This is a genomic window from Alcanivorax xiamenensis, assembly GCF_009846745.1.
Lineage (GTDB): Bacteria > Pseudomonadota > Gammaproteobacteria > Pseudomonadales > Alcanivoracaceae > Alloalcanivorax > Alloalcanivorax xiamenensis.
The window spans coordinates 1-17285 of record NZ_AQPF01000063.1; the positions used below are offsets into that span (position 1 = coordinate 1).

Sequence of the window (17285 nt, forward strand, 5' to 3'; positions counted from 1 at the left end):
TTGGACGCTCGCCGCGTGACCACGCATTGGCGTTACACCGCTCAATTGCAGCGGCGCTATCCGGCATTGAAGGTGGAGGGCGATCGCATCTATATCCGTGATGGCCATATCTGGACTTCCGCTGGCATTACCGCCGGAATCGATCTGGCGCTGGCCATGATCGAACAGGATCTGGGGCTGGAACTGTCACGGGCCGCCGCCCGGGAGTTGGTGGTACATCAGCGGCGCTCCGGCGACCAGTCACAGTTTTCCGAGGCTCTGGCACTGGAACCGGAATCCGATCGCGTCCGCAGGGCGTTGGATTTTGCCCGTGCGCATCTGCACCAACCCTTACCGGTGGAACGTCTGGCCGAAGCCGCCTGTCTGGGGACTCGTCAGTTCAGCCGTTTATTCCGTGCCGAAACCGGGGAGACCCCGGCGCGAGCGGTGGAACGGCTGCGTGTGGAAGCCGCGCGGCACCGGGTGGAAGCCGGCCATGAACCGATCGAGCGGATCGCCATCATGTTCGGGTTCAATGATCCGGAACGCATGCGCCGTGCTTTCGTTCGTCGTTTCGGACATGCCCCACAGGCGTTGCGGCGTCAAGCTCGCCGGGTGTTCCGGCGTTATTGATCCAGATCACTGATCGATCCGGTTTGTCACTGCTCGGCACGGGGGTGGTTCGCTTCTTGATGCCGATCAAAACTAAAAGATTCATCTTAAATGCATATTTAATCCAGACCGCGACGGAGAGCCCGATAGCCAAAGTGAGGGTCGGCCATGAAGTCTGGATTAACATCACATACCGTACTGAAGCAACTCGCCGGGGGGATCGCTCTGGCATTTATCTTGAGTGGCTGTACCACCGGTAAGGCGACAACCGAAGCGCCGCTCCCGGTGGAGCAGGCTCAATTGACGGCACCTCCGCTGGTGCCACCACCGATTTCCCGCAAAGGGCCCGCCAAGGTGGTGGTGGACCTGGAAATGGTGGAACAGGAAATGCGCCTTTCCGATGGTGTCACCTACGAGTTCTGGACGTTCGGTGGCACGGTGCCCGGCAGTTTCATCCGGATCCGTGAAGGTGACACCGTGGAGTTTCATCTCAAGAACCGCCATGACTCCCACGTGGCGCACAACATTGATCTGCACGCGGTCACCGGAACCGGCGGTGGCGCGGAAGCCACCTTCACTCTGCCGGGGCATAAAACGCAGTTCACCTTCAAAGCTCTGAACCCCGGTCTGTACGTCTATCACTGCGCCATGGCACCGGTGGGAATGCATATCGCCAACGGCATGTACGGCCTGATTCTGGTGGAACCGGAGGAGGGACTGCCACCGGTGGATCGCGAGTACTACGTCATGCAAGGTGACTTCTATACCGAGGGGGGCTATGGGGAGCCGGGCCTGCAACCATTCAGCCTGGAAAAGGCGGTGGATGAGCACCCCACCTATGTGGTCTTCAATGGCAGTGAAGGAGCCTTGACCGGAGATGGAGCGCTCACCGCCGACGCCGGCGATAAGGTCCGTCTGTTCGTCGGCAACGGTGGTCCCAACCTGGTATCCAGCTTTCACGTGATTGGCGAGATCTTCGATCGCGTCTTCTACGAAGGGGGCAGCAAGTACCAGGAGAATGTGCAAACCACGCTGATCCCGGCTGGCGGCGCCGCCATGGTCGAGTTCACCACGGACGTTCCCGGCAACTTCATACTGGTCGATCACAGCATCTTCCGTACTTTCAACAAAGGCGCGCTCGGCATTCTCAGCGTGGACGGCGAGGTGAAACCGGAGATCTACACCGGCCAGCAGTTCAGCGGGGAATACCCGGAAGCCGAAGCGGGAGATCAATGATGAAACGGAGGGGGCTCTGGATGCCACTGTTATGCATGCTGAGCGCGGCGGTGGTGGCGGACGATTATGTGTCGCTGGCTGGTGGCCCCTTCCACTCCAGCTTACGGTTTGGCAATGGCGATAAGGCGGTCTTTGTCGCGGGTTATCAGTTGATGTCCCGACCGGTGCGCGAAGCGGAGTTTCTGGCTTTTGTCGAGACCCATCCGCAATGGCGTCGGGATCGCATTCCCGCCCTGTTCGCCGATGCTGGTTATCTGGCCCATTGGCCGGGGCCGCTGACACCGCGCTCGGAGGCCCTGGATTTCCCGGTAACCGGGGTGAGCTGGTTCGCCGCGGACGCCTACTGCCGGGCCCAGGGCGCGCGCCTGCCGAGCTGGCTGGAGTGGGAGTTCGCCGCCGCCGCCAGACTGATGCCCGTGACGATGCTCACCGTCGCCGGCGGGTTCTGACCGGGGGCACCCCTGGAGCCTACCGTGCTGCTGGAGAGAGCGAACCCAATGTGTATGGCGTGCATGACCTGCATGGGCTGGTCTGGGAATGGCCCTGGGATCACGCCAGCCTGATGGCCGCCGCCGATAGCCGTAACGTCGATACCGAAAACCCGCTGCGCTACTGCGGTGGCAGCGCGCTGGCATTCAGTGACCGCCGCGACTATGCGGTGATCAAAAGGGTGGCCTTGCTGTCAGCGCTGTCCGCCCGTACCACTTTATCCAACCTCGGCTTTCGTTGCGCCAAGGAGCTTCCATGAAAGCGAATCGCCAAGAAAAGGTCCAATACCTCAAGCCCTGGGACTGTCTTAGTGTGCTGGTGCCCCTGCTGGTGTTGGCGATACTGGTCCCTCAGTCCGTATGGGGTGAACGGCGCCTGCCCAGCGACTCCGTCTACGCACTCTCGGCCACGGTGGAAAACGAGCAAGGAGAAACGTTGCAATGGCAGGACCTGCGTGGCCAGCCCCATCTGGTTTCGATGGTCTATACCCGCTGCCGCATGAGTTGTCCGTTGATCATTCACCAGGGAATGAGTGTGCAGCAGCGGCTCCTGGAAGAGGGCAAGGCGGTTCCCCGGTTACTGGTGATCTCCATGGATCCCGTTCATGACACTCCCCAGGTGCTGGCGGCGACCATGGCCCGTTATCGGCTGTCGCCGGAGCGGGCTACGTTCTTGCGGCCCCGGGACCACCAGGAAAGAACCCTGGCCGCGCTGTTGGATATCCGTTTCCGCCCACGTGATGACGGCGGCTTCGATCATACCAATGTCTGGTTGCTGCTGGACGCCGAGGGTCGCGTCGTGGCGCGCACCGAGAAGATGACCGGCGCTCCGGACCCGTCCTTCGTCCGTCAGGTCGAGGCGCTCATGGCATCCCATTCCTCTCAAGGAGATTACTGATGAATATCGCCACTTACGCCACCGCGGGCATGCTGATCTGGGGGCTCTCGGCTCTGGCACAGGCCGCCGATAACTGTCAGGTTACCCTGCGGGGTGATGACAACATGCGCTTTGACCTCTCCCGGCTTACGGTATCCTCCCGGTGCGAAGCCGTCACCATTGAACTGGCGCACACCGGCAAACTCGGTGCCAACGTCATGGGCCACAATGTGGTGGTGACATTGACCAGAGACTTCAAGGACGTGGCCACGGCGGGAACAAAGGCGGGACCGGAGAACGGTTACGTGCCGCCTGATGATGACCGAGTCATCGGCGCCAGTGACATGATCGGTGGCGGACAGTCCACCTCTCTGACCATCCCCGTGAATCATCTGCAAGCGGGTGAGGATTACACCTTCTTCTGCAGCTTCCCCGGTCACTGGACGATGATGAAAGGGAAGCTGTTGGTGAATTAACCGAGGCTCTGGAATTCAAGTCCAATGCTGATACCCTGAAACGTCATGACGGACTCGACCCGGCATCTCCCTCTACGAAGCCGTGGGCTTTACAGAAGGAGATCCCGGGTCAAGCCCGGGATGACGTACAGATCAAGCCTGGGATGAAGGGTATTTTTCGGAGATTCCCTAAGCGAGCGGGCGGTTAAAGAGGTGATCAGGGATGAAAACGCTCTTCGAGAGAATAGTAGATGGGGTTGGTTTGTTGACGCTGTTCGGTGCCGGCTTGTTGTTTCTGGCAGTCGGGTATTTGTTGGCGACCGTTGCTCTGATGGGCGGTATAAAAGTCCTGATAGGATTCCTGGTCCTGGCGGCGTTGGTTGGATTGATGGAAGCCGGCGTGGCCGCGATTCTCATGCTTCCATATCGATTGTGGGTCCGTATCTTCGGTAACAGGACCGAGCCCGCTGCCCCCGTTTCCGACGAAGGCAAGGCCCAAGGCCGCAGGGTGGGACGGTATGCCTTATGCCTGCTGGTTTTGGGCGCTATGATTGGCGTCGGCCAGAATTTTGTCGAAAAAGTCAGCTGACATGGAGGCAAAATTGGATTGGCTTTCCGATACCGATATCATCACCGAAGAACGGTATGCCTGTATCGTGCGGGAGACCGATTGTGGCCGTTGGCTATAGCGTCGAATCCCCCACCGAAGCACTGACGCTATGGGGGCGCGATAGCGCTTTTAATGTTCAGAAAGTGCTCTGGTTGCTGGATGAGTTGGAGCTGGAGTACCGGCACATCAACCTGGGCGGCGACCACGGTGGTTTGGACGATCCTGAATTCCTGGCCATGAATCCTCACGGGCGAGTGCCGGTGCTGCGTGATGGTAGTACAGTGATTTGGGAGTCCCACGCGATTCTCCGCTATCTGGCCGCACGCTATGGAGGGGAGTTCTGGTGGCCTTCATCACTGGCCGAGCGTGCCTGCCGAGATGGTTGGATGGATTGGGCGCAGACCGCTCTGCAGCCGGCCTTCATGGCACTGTTCTGGAGTTACTTTCGAACGCCTCAGTCGCAGCATGATCCTGATACGATCGGGCAGGCCCGGGAAGCCTGCGAGACATACTTCCGTTTGCTCAATCAGGAATTGATGTCGCGGCCTTATTTGGGGGGCGATCGGATTTCCCTGGCGGATATTCCGGCCGGTACCGTGCTCTACCGGTACTTTGAAATGGGGTTGCCGGTAGCGCGGGGGCCAGCGGTGATGGCCTGGTATCAGCGACTGGCTGATCGGGAACCCTATCGTCAGCGGATTCAGGTGTGTTTCGAACCGCTTCGCGGTAAATTGACGTACTGACGTAATTCCGTGCTAGAGCATCGAAGCACTCCGTATTGGCAAAGACTCCCATGAAAGAACGTGATGAAGAAGGTATGGACGCCTATCTGGCGGCGACGGATGTGGTGGATTGGCATCACCCTGATGTCCGTGCCCTGGCCCGGGAGTTGGCGGCGGAGCAGGATTCCCATGAGGCGGTGGCCCATCGCTGTTTTCTCTGGGTGAGGGATGAGGTTCGGCACTCCATGGATTATCGGCTCTCTCCGGTTCCTTGTACGGCCTCGGAGGTACTGCGTGAGCGCAGTGGTTTCTGTTACGCCAAAAGTCACTTGCTTGCCGCGCTGCTCAGAGCGAACGGCATTCCAACGGCATTTTGCTACCAACGGCTCAGCCGGGATGATAATGGTGAGCCGTATTGTCTGCACGGGCTGAACGCGGTCCGTTTACCCGGCCAGACTTGGTATCGGATTGACGCCCGTGGTAACCGGGCGGGCATTGACGCTCGTTTTGAGCCGCCAATCGAGCATTTGGCGTACGCGGCGACGCTGCCGGGGGAGAAGGACATTCCCGGCCGGTTCGCCGAACCTTTACCGGAAGTGGTCTCCGCGTTGAACGCCTATGAGGATGCGCGGGCATTGCATTTGAATCTGCCGGATCGGGAATAGTCCATGTTGAGAAGGGAGTGTATGGCGCGGCGCGTGATGATGTTGACCGTGCTGGCATTGCTGCAGGGCTGTGTCGGCGGTTGGGTGATCAGCAATCCGGAAACCGATTATGCGGTGGATTCCGTCGCTCTGCGCGGGAAGGGGTATCTGGCCTCGTCCATGGAGGCCAGCAATTGGCATCTTGATGAGGTGCTGCGCGTTTGGGGAGCGCCGGATCGGCGCCGCGACGAGGGGCGGAGAACAGTCCTGTATTATCGCTCCGGACTCGCCTGGTCCGGTGTCGTGCCATGGGTATTGATCCCGATCCCATTGGTGGTCCCGGTTGGAACCAACCAGGCGGTGTTGGTGTTCGAGGACGAGCGACTGGTTTCCGCCAGCGCGGAGGATCGCGATGGCGCTGGCGGGCTTTGCGGACTTTTCATGAATGACTCGGATTCTTCCCTGACTCCCATGTGCGTCTCCCTGTGACGACGCCGGCCTTCGTCTGGGTCACCGGTCGGTGACCGGTGACCCCCTGTCATCTCCGGGAACCAGCCCCTGACGTTGCAGTTCACTCCTGACCATCGGCGGGCAACGGGAGAAACACAGTGCCAGAGCCTCCACTGACAGTCCGGACAGGAAAGCATCCCGCAATTGTCGGCTCTGTTCCGGTGTCCAGGGGCGGTTCAGGTAATAAGGTCCCTTGATCACCGGCGCCGTTGCCCGGTTGTCCCTGAGGGTCACGGCGGAGCCGCGCCGGTAGCGAATGTCCTGGATACAGGTGAACAGGGCCCGGGTTATATCCGGGTGAATATAAGGCGAATGCTGGGGAAAAGGGCGACCGGTTACCGGATCGACGCCTTCGGCCAGATCCCGCAATACTTCCAATGCGTGTCGGATTTCCATATCCGTGAACTCCCAATAAAGTACGAGGGTGCACCTGAGAGTAATAAAAATGTCATAGGGTGGCTATCAGCCAGAACGGAATTCCTTGGGGAAAAGGCTTACAGGACAAAGCGGCGATTTCCTATAGACTTTTGGGTAGCGCGCGAGTCGTTTGGTGAATAACGGCGGGCTCAAGGTGGCCCGGCTTGTGTCTGTTCTGATCTGGAATCATGGAATGTCCAATCGTCACATCTTTGTCTGGTTACTGTGCGGTTTTCTTTTGTTTGTCGGTTGGATGGCCTGTGTGCCTCATGAACGATCCGCCTGGGTGTTGGAAAACGCCCTGGTTTTTCTCACCCTGCCGGTGCTGGTGTTTACTCGTCGCTGGTTCGTTTTCTCCAACGAGGCTTATCTGCTGATTTTTGCTTTTCTGTCGCTGCATGAACTGGGCTCCCACTACACCTATTCCCTGGTGCCCTACGAGTCGGCACTGGGGAAACTGTTTGGCTTCAGCCTTAATCAATGGATGGGGTGGGAGCGCAACCAGTTCGACCGGCTGGTGCATCTCGCTTATGGGCTGTTGTTAACGATACCGCTGTTCGACTTCTGCCGGCGCGTGGTCGGCCTGGCGCGAGCCTGGGCTTATGTCTTTTCCTGCGCGATTATTATGGCGACATCGATGTTGTACGAACTGATCGAGTGGATTGCCGCGGTCTGGTTTGGTGGCGATCTGGGCCAGGCATTCCTCGGGACTCAAGGGGACATCTGGGATGCGCAAAAGGATATGGCGTTGGCGACGGTGGGAGCGGTGCTGGCAGTGACAGTGCACGCCTTCCTCAAGCGTCGGAGCACCGGCGTGGACGCCGGCACCCCGTCGCTTTGACGGAGGGCTCAGTCCGTTTTGTCCGGCAGGGCGAAGGCCACGATATAGTCGCCCCGGTCCGGAGATTGCCGTGACCCCCCGGCGGAGATTACCAGGTACTGTTTGCCGCTGGCCGGGGAGGTGTAGGTTATCGGCGTGCCCTGGGAGCCCACCGGGAGGCGATGTTTCCACACTGTTTCTCCGCTGGCCACGTCCATGGCACGGATGTTGTAGTCCAGAGTGCCGGCATGGAACACCAGGCCGGAAGCGGTGGACATGGGCCCGCCCACCGTTGGCATGCCCACGGGAATCGGCAGATGCATCTTCAGTCCCAGAGGGCCGGTATCCTCCACCGTGCCCAATGGGACCTGCCAGACCACTTCACGCCGATTCAAATCGATGGCACTGAGCGTACCGTAAGGCGGCTTCTGGCAAGGCACGCCCAGCGGGGACATGAACACATATTTGGAGGCGCCGTAGGGTGTGCCGTGCTGAGGGGATAAACCGGTATGAGAAGCGGAGGCGTCTTCCTTGTCGGCCTCCTCGCGGGGTACCAGCAATACCCGCTGCGGAGAACGGGTGTCATTGACGATCAGATAGCCGCCGGGTTTGTACACGGTGTTGCTGCCCCAGTTCATCCCGCCGAAATAGCCTGGCCATTGCAGGCTGGGAGTCAGCCCTGGCGGCGTGAAATCGCCTTCGTAACGCAGTTTGCGAAACTGAATACGACAGTACAGTTGATCGAACGGGGTGGCACCCCACATGGCCGCTTCCGACAACTTTTCCGCGCCGATGACGGGCATGCCGACGGAATAAGGCTGCGTTGGCGAGGTCCAGTCGCCTTCCACGGCGCCTTGCGGAACCGGGCGCTCTTCCACTTCGGCGATGGGAACCCCGGTACGCCGGTCGAGCATGAAAATCTGGCCGCGCTTGGTGGTCTGGATCAGCGCGGGCACGGTATTGCCATTGCCGTCATCCACATCGAACAGAGCGGGTTGGGAGGGCACATCGTAATCCCAGATATCATGGTGCACGGTCTGGAATTTCCATTGCTCGCGGCCGGTGCGTAAATCGAGAGCGACAATCGACGAGGAGTAGGCCTCGTCCGCCTCGGTACGATGACCACCAAAGAAATCCGGAGTGGCGTTGCCGGTGGGCAGATAGATCATTCCCAACTCTTCATCCACCGCCGGTGTGGACCAGACATTCGGCGTGCCGCGAGTGTAGGTTTCCCCTTCCGGCGGCAGGCCGGTGAGGGCCGGGTTGGCCAGGTCCCAGGCCCAGGCCAGTTCGCCGCTGTCGGCGTGGAAGGCGCGGATCACGCCGGAGGGTTCTCCGGTCATCATATTGTCGAACACCCAGCCGCCGATGATGATCAGCCCTCGCGCCACGGTGGGCGCCGAGGTTTGAAAATAGAATCCCGGCTTCACATCACCCATCCCCTGTTTCAGATCCACGGTGCCACCATCGCCGAAAGAAGGGCAGAGCGCGCCGGTTTGCGCGTCCAACTCGATCAGACGGGCGTCAATGGTGGAGAGTACGATACGTCCGGCGCAGGCTTCGTCACCACGGGATGCCTGGTAATAGCCCAGACCCCGGCAGCGTTGCCACAGGGGGGAGGACGCTTCCGGGTCGAAGCGCCACTTCTGTTCACCGCTGTCCACGTCCAGGGCGAACACTTTGTTGTGCACGGTGCAGGCATAGAGCGTATCGCCCACCTGGATCGGGGTGTTCTGATCCTCGCCACCAGCGTTGGGTGGATTGGCGTTGGGAACGTCACCGGTGCGGAAGGTCCAGGCCACTTCCAACTGGTCCACGTTGGCCGGAGTGATTTGATCCTGCGGCGCATAGCGGGTGCCGTCCTGCTGACGTCCGTAGTGAAGCCAGTCCTGGGTCTGATCCGCCACCGGCAGAGACGGCGGTTCACTCTGGCTGGCGATAATGGAACCCGGATAGAAGGCGTGAAAGACCGTTGCGGCGAGACCAAGCAGGATTACCGCCGCCAAGGGGTAGGCGGTGCCGCCGCTGATGGGCTTGCCCCGCCGTAAAGCCGGCGCCAGCAGCGCCAACAGGAACAACAGCACCGCCGGCGCGAACAGACGTGATACTTGAGGCCAGAAATTCAGTCCCACTTCCCACCAGGCCCACAGGGCCGTGCCTGTGAAAACGGCGGCATAAAGCCAGAAACCCAGAACGCGCCGGGCCATCACCAGGCCGCCGGAGGTCACCAGAGCAATGCCGGCGAGACTGAAGTACCAGGAGCCGCCCAGCATAATCAGGTAGATCCCGCCGCCGAGCAGACCGATGCCGGCGACGACCATGAGCAGGCCCACCAGGACGGTAACAGCGGATACCCAGGGTGATGTTTTTTCTTTTTCGTTCATCAAACCAGCCTCCTATCCGGATGATCCGCTTCGAGAGTGCCATAGCGCGGACCGGCGGACCACCGCGGAAATGTCAATCCTCTCCGTGGGCAGACGACCAACCAGGAGCGAAGTGAAATCAGGGGAGACGATAATAAACATCGAGCTGACGATTAGGCCTTGTCTTTGGTTCGACGGCCAGGCGGAACACGCGGCGCATTTTTACGTCGATGTATTTCCCGGTTCTCGCATCACCGCCATGAGCCATTACGGTGAGGCCGGCAAGGAGATCCATGGCCAGAATCCCGGTAATGTCATGGTAGTGGCCCTTGAGTCGCAGACTCGCCAGGGACGATGCCGGGCTCGTGGGGGCCCGGCGTTGGGTCAGGGTGTTTCGGTTTGTGAGGTGTCGTTATCCGCGGGCACCGGACGACGGGCCAGCAACCACCCCACCATCACCGCGGTGACGGCGACGATGGTGGCGCCGATGAGAGCATTGGTGTGCAGGGCCTGGGTAAAGCCGGCGCGCGCTCCCGACAGTACCAGGTCCGCCACCTCCGGCGGAAGCTGGCGGGCGGTATCCAGGGCGCCGCCCAGGGTGTCGCCGGCGGCCAGCGCCAGGTCCGCCGGCAGCTCGGACGGCAGGATTTTCGCCATGTGCGCGCGATAGACCGCGGCGCCGGCGCTGCCGATCACCGCGATGCCAAGAGCCATGCCCAGTTCCGTGGCGGTCTCCGACGTCGCCGAGGCGGCCCCGGTTTTGTTGGGCGGAGCGGCGCTGACCACCATGTCGGTACCGAGGATCATCATCGGCATCACACCGACACCCATGATCACCATCCCGGCCACCAGCCAGGCCATGTTGTCCATACCGGTGACCATCGCCATGGCAAGGAAGCCGAACACCGACAGTAGCAAACCGACGCTGACCAGCACGCCGCGACTCATATAGCGGGTCAGGCGCGGCACCAGCAGCGATGCTATGGTCTGGATCACCGCCGGTGGCAGCATCACCAGGCCGGCGTGCAAGGGCGACAGCCCCAACACACCCTGCAGGTACTGGAACACCATCAGCCAGGCGCCGGACAGTGCCAGCACGGTGAGCAGCATGGCCACCACGGAAGTGCTGAAGGTGCGATTGCGGAACAGCGCCAGATCGAACATCGGTTCCGCCAAACGGCGTTGCCGGCGCACGAACAGCGCGCCGATGACCAGTCCGGCGACGATGGACAGCAAGGGCATCCACGATACGCCGTTGCGGGCCATGTCCTTGAGGCCGTAGATCACCGCGATCACCATGGCCACCGACAGTAGTGCGCTGAGAAAATCCTGGCGCCCGGCCTGCTCGTCGCGGAACTCCGGTAACAACAGCGGACCGCACACCAGCAGCAGCGCCATCACCGGGACACCCAGCAGAAACACCGAACCCCACCAGAAAAACTCCAGCAGGGCGCCGCCCACCAGTGGGCCAATGGCGCTGCCGACGATAAAGCCGGTCATCCACACCGTGATCGCCACCGTGCGCTCCTGTTCCTGATGGAACATGTTGCGCAGCAGCGACAGGGTGGACGGCATCAGCGTCGCGCCGGCCACGCCGAGCAAGGCGCGGGCGGTGATCAGCATTTCCGCGCTGGTGGCGAACGCCGCCAGCGCTGAAGCGGCACCGAAAGCGATGGCACCGGACAGCAGCAGTTTACGCCGGCCGATGCGGTCGCCCAGCGTGCCCATGGTGACCAGAAAGCCGGCGATCATGAAGCCGTAGATGTCGAGGATCCACAGCAGTTGATCACTGGTGGGGTGCAGGTCCGCGCTCAGTTGTGGCACCGCCAGGTGCAGGACCGTCATGTCCAGTGCCAGCAGCACCGTGGGCAGCATCAGCACCGCCAGACCCAGCCACTCCCGCCGCGTTGCGGCGGGCGGTAACGCGTTGGAAGATTCCATATTCTCCTGTGACACAGTCGTTATCCTTTCATTTACTACGGAGTGCCGCGCGCGGTACGCCACTATGGAGGGGCGGGAACGGGCCGACGGTTTCCCGTTGTGGCAACGCGGCAGAGGAACCTCGATGAGGTTCGGGTATGCCCGAAGGGCAGTATGAAGAGCGTGGGTCAGTCGCTCGGCGGGTTGGTCGGCGAACCGGACCGGTTACATGGAGCGGCCGTCGAACCGCTGCACGGGAACCGAATCCAGGTCGACACCTTCCAGACAACGTATGTTGATCGCGGCCATTCGATTGCCTTCCGGATCCACCCCCTCACCGTAGGGGTGAATACCGCATTTCGGGCAAAAGCGATGCTGGATCACATGCTGATTGAAGGTGTAGGTGGCGATGTCGTCCTCCGATGTCCGCACCCGCAGGTTGTCCCGTGGAATAAACCACAACAGGGCTCCCTTGCGCTGACAGATCGAACAGTTGCAGGACATGGCGCCGTCCAACTCGCCTTCGGCCTCGAAGGCGACGTTTCCGCAATGACAACTTCCTTTGTAGTTCATCGGTCTCTCCTTTCTTGTTAGTCGTCATTGAGTCGAACGACGTGATCGGGAATTCGACATCGTGTCCAAGGTTAACGTCGGAAAATGACATAGGGAAGACATCTCCGTGGTGATTCTTGCTGTGGGAAGCTGCCTTGGCAGCGAATTGGAGTGCTGGTATCAAACCGTCTCCGGCGACGCGGTGAGCCCGCCGCTTCCCCGGAAGTGTTCGATTTCCGCTACCAGCCAATCCCGGAATAGCAACAACAATGGATTCTCCGCTTTCTGTTCCGGCAGGATGAAATGGTAAGCCCAGGAGCTGCGATAGCTGTGCGGCAAGGGAATGATCAGCCGGCCGGAGGCCAGTTCCTCGCGGATCAGAAACGGTGGAATCAGGGCAATCCCCATATCCTGCATGGCCGCTTCCGCCAGCATGGTGAACAGCTCGAAGCGTGGGCCGGTCATATCCCGTTCCACCCGCAGGCCGGTGGAGTCGAACCACTCCCGCCAGGCGTAGGGGCGAGTGGTTTGTTGCAGCAGGGTGAGGCCGGCGATGGCTTGCGCGTCCAGCTCCCGCTCCGGGGCGATCAGACGCGGACTGCACACCGGCATCGGTTCCTCATGCATTAATAAGGTGGCCTCGGTGCCGGGCCAGTCGCCGTCACCGAAATAGATGGCCGCGTCGAAGCGGGTCTCGGCGAACAGAAACGGTTTGGTGCGGTTGGTCAGGTTGACGGTGACGCCGGGGTGGGCGCGCCGGAAGTCCTTCAGCCGTGGCAGCAGCCAGCGAGTGCCGAAGGTGGGCACTACCGCCAGTTCCAGCGTATTGGCGGCGCCGTGGTCACCCATCACCGCCAGCGTATCCCGTTCCAATTCATCAAGATGGACGCTGACCCGGCGGCTGTAGTCACGGCCCGCTTCGGTGAGCCGCACTCCCGGACGTGAGCGGCGGAACAGCTTGACGCCGAGAAAGTCTTCCAGGGCCGCGATCTGGCGACAAATGGCGCTTTGCGTCAGGGCCAGTTCCTCGGCGGCTTTGGTGAAGCTCTGATGGCGGGCGGCTGCTTCGAAGCCGATCAGAGCGGCGGTGCTGGGGATCTTGCGTCGCATGCGGGTCTTCCCGGTCGATTTTTGTCCACAAGTGATAAAATAGCACAAAGGCGTGCAAGAAAGTGGCTTGTTCTGACCGCCACGGCCTGTATAGCATGGCGCCAAACCCGCCCAAATAGCGCCTTCGTGCCTGACCGGGCAGTCTCTCATCCCTTCTTGAAGTGAAAAGGTGGAATAACCGTGGCCAATAACGCAGCCTTTGACTGGGCGAGCCCCCTCCTGCTGGATCAGCAACTCACCGAAGACGAGCGCATGGTGCGCGACACTGCCTATCAGTACGCGCAGGACAAACTCATGCCGCGCGTGCTCAACGCTTTCCGCAATGAACACACCGATGTGGAAATCTTCCGTGAAATGGGCGAACTCGGGTTGCTCGGCGCCACCATTCCGGAAGCCTACGGCGGTGCCGGTCTCAACTATGTGTGCTACGGCCTGATCGCCCGGGAAGTGGAACGGGTGGACTCCGGTTATCGCTCCATGATGAGCGTGCAGTCCTCCCTGGTGATGGTGCCGATCAACGAGTTCGGCAGCGAAGAGCAGAAGCAGAAATATCTGCCGAAGCTGGCCAGCGGCGAATGGATCGGTTGCTTCGGTCTGACCGAGCCGGACCACGGTTCTGATCCGGGCAGCATGGTCACTCGCGCCAGGAAAACCGACGGCGGCTACCTGCTCTCCGGTGCCAAGATGTGGATCACCAACAGCCCCATCGCGGACGTGTTCGTGGTCTGGGCCAAGACCGAGGACGACAAGATCCGTGGCTTTATTCTGGAGAAAGGCTGGGAAGGCCTGAGCGCTCCGGCGATTCACGGCAAGGTCGGTCTGCGCGCGTCCATCACCGGTGAAATCGTCATGGACAACGTGTTCGTGCCGGAAGAGAACCTGATGCCGGGCGTGTCCGGTTTGCGCGGTCCGTTCACCTGCCTGAACTCCGCCCGCTACGGTATCGCCTGGGGCGCGCTGGGCGCCGCCGAGTTCTGCTGGCACACGTCCCGCCAGTACACCCTGGACCGTAAACAGTTCGGCCGCCCGCTGGCCGCCAACCAATTGATCCAGAAAAAACTGGCCGACATGCAGACCGAGATCACCCTGGGCCTGCAGGGTTGTCTGCGCCTGGGCCGGATGAAGGACGAAGGCACCGCAGCGGTGGAAATCACCTCCATCATGAAGCGCAACTCCTGCGGCAAGGCGCTGGATATCGCACGCCTGGCCCGTGACATGATGGGCGGTAACGGCATCTCCGACGAGTTCGGCGTGGCCCGCCATCTGGTCAACCTGGAAGTGGTGAACACCTACGAAGGGACCCACGACGTGCACGCGCTGATCCTCGGCCGCGCGCAAACCGGCCTGCAAGCCTTCACCAACTGATACGGGGCAGCTATGAGCGGCGCGCTATCGCACCTGCGCGTGCTCGATCTGTCCCGCGTTCTGGCCGGCCCCTGGGCCGGCCAGATCCTGGGCGATCTGGGCGCCGAGGTGATCAAGGTGGAGCGGCCTGGCAGCGGTGACGATACCCGCATCTGGGGGCCGCCCTATGCAAAGGACGCGGAGGGGCACGACAGTGATCAGTCCGCGTATTACTTGTGCACCAATCGCAACAAGAAATCCGTGGCCATCGACATCGCCCATCCGGAAGGGCAGGCGCTGGTCCGTGAGCTGGCCGCGCAAAGCGATGTGGTGATCGAGAATTTCAAGAAAGGCGGCCTGCGCCGCTATGGTCTGGACTATGCATCGCTGTCCGCGGACAACCCCGGACTGATTTATTGCTCCATCACCGGGTTTGGCCAGACCGGCCCTTACTCCAGCCGCCCCGGCTACGACTTTCTGATCCAGGCCATGGGCGGGTTGATGAGCATCACCGGCCACCGTGATGGTGAGCCCGGTGCCGGTCCGATGAAAGTGGGCGTGGCGCTCACCGACATTACCACCGGTTTGTATTCCACCATCGCCATCCTCGGTGCGCTGGAGCATCGCAACCAGACCGGCGAAGGCCAGCACATCGACATGGCGCTGCTGGATGTTCAGGTGTCCTGTCTGGCCAACCAGACACTCAATTACCTCACCACCGGCAAGGCGCCGACGCGCATGGGCAATGCCCATCCCAGCGTGGTGCCGTACCAGGATTTCCCCACCGCCGACGGTGACGTGATCCTGGCCATCGGCAACGACGGTCAGTTCGCCCGCTTCTGTGAAGTGGCCGGACACCCGGAATGGGCGGCGGACGAGCGCTACGCCACCAACCGCGCCCGGGTGGATAATCGCGATACGTTGATTCCGCTGATGCGACAGAACACGGTGATGCGCACCACGCGGGAATGGATCGAGGTGTTGGAACAGGCTGGCGTGCCTTGTGGTCCGGTCAACAGCATCGCCGATGTGTTCCAGGACCCCCACGTCCAGGCCCGGGGCATGCAACTGGAAATGCCGCATCCGAGTCTGGGCACGGTGCCACAGGTGGCCAGCCCGTTGCGGCTGTCGGCGTCACCGGTGCGGTATCGCACCGCGCCGCCGCTCCTGGGGGAGCACACCGATGAGGTGCTGGCGCAAACCCTGGGGCTGTCCGCCGAAGCGATCCAGCGGCTGCGCGCGGAGCGTATCGCCGGGCAGAACTGAGGAAGAGGCGTTGCGGCTCGTGAGCCAGTGCTGCCCTGCAATTCGCAGACATGCTGCTTACACGCTGCACGCCGATTCGCCGGCAAGCCAGCTTCCCACAACAGGTCGAGCTACGAAGTCGCTGTGGGAGCAGGCTTGCCAGCGAATACTGTGCCGCAAGGCTGCGCAAGTGTGTTGCGTGTAGGCGGCCCGCTCCACGACTGTGGGATAAGCAGAGGCTCCTGGGCCGCGATTTTTCCCTTCAATACCGCCCTTCCTCGCGCAGTGTCTCCTCGATTGGTCTCACTTCAATCGTACCCAGCCGTGCCGACGGCCAGCCCTGGGCCAGGCGCAGGGCTTCATCGATATCCCTTGCTTCGATCAGGAAAAAACCACCCAACTGCTCCTTGGTTTCGGCGAACGGACCATCGGTGACCGAGATCTTGCCACCACGGATGCGGGTGGTTTTGGCCCGGCGCGCGCTTTGCAGCGCATGGGTATCGACAAGGTGGCCGCCGGCGCGCAGGCTTTCCACATAGTCCAGGGTCTCCTGGCGTAGCGCCTGCCATTGTTCTGGCGTCAGATCGGTGAGGGTGTGTTCCGCTTCATAGGCCAGACAGAGAAATTTCATTTTTTAATCCCATGGATGCTGTTATGACCGAGGAGTAGAGGACGCCGCACAAATGTTCCAGACGCGCCCCGCCCGGGGGTGTATTGATGATCAATTCCACTAACCGATTTCTGTACCTGTTTCCGTAATAGTAATGACGCCACGGAGCGAATCCGCTCCAGACAGTGGCAAGGAACGGCAATCACGTCCACCAATTGGGTTGATCTGTCCCTCGATCCGGGAACCGGGATCGAGAGCCTGCGCGCCCATTTCGAAGGCCACGCTTACGACCCGCATTGGCATGATACCTACGCCATCGGGCTCACCGAGCAGGGCGTACAGCGGTTTCACCTGGGGCGCACCCGCCATGAGAGCACGCCGGGCAAGGTGATCCTGCTGGAACCCGGCGATGTCCATGACGGCCACGGGCCGACGCCGGAAGGCTTTACCTACCGGCTACTGTACATTGATCCGCAATGGTTGCATCTGCGATTGGGCGGGCTGTTCGAACAACGTCCCGACCATTACCGCATGGCGTTTCAGGATGCCATGAGCAGCGATGCGCGGCTGGCCCTTGCCATCGGTACCGCCTTCGATGTGATGCATCACGGAGATTTTCGCATCACCCGGCAGGCGGCGGTGGATGTGCCGGTGCTGTGCAAGATAGCCGGACGCCGGACTCCGGACGCCAGACGCTTTAGAACACCGCCTCTTCGAACATTGCGGATATAAATAAGCGTTTTTAGTGCTTGCCAGGGTGTTGGGTCTGGT

General features: G+C 61.1%; 20 protein-coding genes and 1 pseudogene. 15 read left to right on the forward strand and 6 right to left on the reverse strand.

Annotated features, from left to right (window positions below; all coding sequences use genetic code 11):
* The 10 genes from A6D6_RS19890 to A6D6_RS19935 all read left to right on the forward strand — a co-directional run.
* Positions 1–612: GlxA family transcriptional regulator (locus A6D6_RS19890; protein ID WP_159661676.1), on the forward strand; the 612-nt coding region annotated here is incomplete at its 5' end.
* Between the two features lie 147 nt (positions 613–759).
* The gene (gene nirK, locus A6D6_RS19895) at positions 760–1827 is read left to right on the forward strand and encodes a copper-containing nitrite reductase (RefSeq protein ID WP_201303859.1); all 1068 of its coding nucleotides are present in this window, start codon (positions 760–762) and stop codon (positions 1825–1827) included.
* Complete coding sequence (locus A6D6_RS22075) at positions 1824–2276, forward strand: formylglycine-generating enzyme family protein (protein WP_159661677.1); 453 nt, start codon at positions 1824–1826, stop codon at positions 2274–2276. Before nirK ends, A6D6_RS22075 begins: the two co-directional genes overlap by 4 nt.
* Positions 2210–2575: an SUMF1/EgtB/PvdO family nonheme iron enzyme gene (locus tag A6D6_RS22080; RefSeq protein WP_255461670.1), complete on the forward strand. Its 366-nt coding sequence runs from the start codon at positions 2210–2212 to the stop codon at positions 2573–2575. The genes A6D6_RS22075 and A6D6_RS22080 overlap by 67 nt, the downstream gene beginning before the upstream one ends.
* Positions 2572–3213 (forward strand): SCO family protein, encoded by a 642-nt coding sequence (locus A6D6_RS19910; RefSeq protein ID WP_159661679.1) that lies wholly within the window; start codon positions 2572–2574, stop codon positions 3211–3213. The genes A6D6_RS22080 and A6D6_RS19910 overlap by 4 nt, the downstream gene beginning before the upstream one ends.
* Complete coding sequence (gene azu / locus A6D6_RS19915) at positions 3213–3668, forward strand: azurin (RefSeq protein WP_133490442.1); 456 nt, start codon at positions 3213–3215, stop codon at positions 3666–3668. The genes A6D6_RS19910 and azu overlap by 1 nt, the downstream gene beginning before the upstream one ends.
* Positions 3669–3870: 202 nt before the next feature.
* Positions 3871–4236, forward strand: coding sequence for a hypothetical protein (locus A6D6_RS19920; protein ID WP_133490443.1), 366 nt, complete (start codon positions 3871–3873; stop codon positions 4234–4236).
* Positions 4237–4319: 83 nt separating this feature from the next.
* Positions 4320–5000 carry a glutathione S-transferase family protein gene (locus A6D6_RS19925; RefSeq protein ID WP_201303860.1) on the forward strand — a complete coding sequence of 227 codons (681 nt, stop codon included), beginning with the start codon at positions 4320–4322 and terminating at the stop codon, positions 4998–5000.
* A gap of 50 nt (positions 5001–5050) precedes the next feature.
* Positions 5051–5644, forward strand: coding sequence for a transglutaminase-like domain-containing protein (locus A6D6_RS19930; RefSeq protein WP_236564187.1), 594 nt, complete (start codon positions 5051–5053; stop codon positions 5642–5644).
* A gap of 21 nt (positions 5645–5665) precedes the next feature.
* Positions 5666–6112: a hypothetical protein gene (locus tag A6D6_RS19935; protein ID WP_159661680.1), complete on the forward strand. Its 447-nt coding sequence runs from the start codon at positions 5666–5668 to the stop codon at positions 6110–6112.
* A gap of 21 nt (positions 6113–6133) precedes the next feature.
* Here the strand turns inward: A6D6_RS19935 and A6D6_RS19940 are convergent, their stop codons facing one another.
* Positions 6134–6529: a hypothetical protein gene (locus A6D6_RS19940; RefSeq protein WP_133490446.1), complete on the reverse strand. Its 396-nt coding sequence runs from the start codon at positions 6527–6529 to the stop codon at positions 6134–6136.
* A 214-nt stretch (positions 6530–6743) separates the two neighbouring features.
* Here A6D6_RS19940 and A6D6_RS19945 point away from each other — a divergent pair, with 214 nt between their 5' ends.
* A complete protein-coding gene (locus tag A6D6_RS19945; protein WP_159661681.1) occupies positions 6744–7391 on the forward strand; it encodes a DUF2238 domain-containing protein in 648 nt (215 codons plus the stop codon).
* A gap of 8 nt (positions 7392–7399) precedes the next feature.
* On the opposite strand, the gene A6D6_RS19950 is transcribed toward A6D6_RS19945, so the two are convergent.
* Complete coding sequence (locus tag A6D6_RS19950; RefSeq protein WP_159661682.1) at positions 7400–9754, reverse strand: membrane-bound PQQ-dependent dehydrogenase, glucose/quinate/shikimate family; 2355 nt, start codon at positions 9752–9754, stop codon at positions 7400–7402.
* A 70-nt stretch (positions 9755–9824) separates the two neighbouring features.
* Between A6D6_RS19950 and A6D6_RS19955 the strand changes: the two are divergent.
* Positions 9825–10004: pseudogene (locus A6D6_RS19955) on the forward strand (VOC family protein); the annotation flags it as partial.
* A gap of 113 nt (positions 10005–10117) precedes the next feature.
* On the opposite strand, the gene A6D6_RS19960 reads toward A6D6_RS19955, so the two are convergent.
* From A6D6_RS19960 to A6D6_RS19970, 3 genes are all read right to left on the reverse strand, one after another.
* On the reverse strand, positions 10118–11674 hold the full coding sequence (locus tag A6D6_RS19960) for an MFS transporter (RefSeq protein ID WP_159661683.1): 1557 nt from the start codon (positions 11672–11674) through the stop codon (positions 10118–10120).
* Positions 11675–11878: 204 nt separating this feature from the next.
* A complete protein-coding gene (locus A6D6_RS19965) occupies positions 11879–12226 on the reverse strand; it encodes a GFA family protein (protein ID WP_159661684.1) in 348 nt (115 codons plus the stop codon).
* A 159-nt stretch (positions 12227–12385) separates the two neighbouring features.
* Positions 12386–13315 (reverse strand): LysR family transcriptional regulator, encoded by a 930-nt coding sequence (locus A6D6_RS19970; RefSeq protein ID WP_159661685.1) that lies wholly within the window; start codon positions 13313–13315, stop codon positions 12386–12388.
* 180 nt (positions 13316–13495) lie between these two features.
* Between A6D6_RS19970 and A6D6_RS19975 the strand changes: the two genes are divergently transcribed.
* Entirely contained in the window at positions 13496–14680 is a 1185-nt protein-coding gene (locus A6D6_RS19975) for an acyl-CoA dehydrogenase (protein WP_159661686.1), read from the forward strand.
* A 12-nt stretch (positions 14681–14692) separates the two neighbouring features.
* On the forward strand, positions 14693–15925 hold the full coding sequence (locus A6D6_RS19980; protein WP_159661687.1) for a CaiB/BaiF CoA transferase family protein: 1233 nt from the start codon (positions 14693–14695) through the stop codon (positions 15923–15925).
* Positions 15926–16166: 241 nt separating this feature from the next.
* On the opposite strand, the gene A6D6_RS19985 is transcribed toward A6D6_RS19980, so the two are convergent.
* Positions 16167–16535: a YciI family protein gene (locus tag A6D6_RS19985; protein WP_159661688.1), complete on the reverse strand. Its 369-nt coding sequence runs from the start codon at positions 16533–16535 to the stop codon at positions 16167–16169.
* Positions 16536–16772: 237 nt separating this feature from the next.
* Here A6D6_RS19985 and A6D6_RS19990 point away from each other — a divergent pair, with 237 nt between their 5' ends.
* Positions 16773–17246, forward strand: coding sequence for an AraC family ligand binding domain-containing protein (locus A6D6_RS19990; RefSeq protein WP_236564188.1), 474 nt, complete (start codon positions 16773–16775; stop codon positions 17244–17246).
* Positions 17247–17285 lie beyond the last annotated feature (39 nt).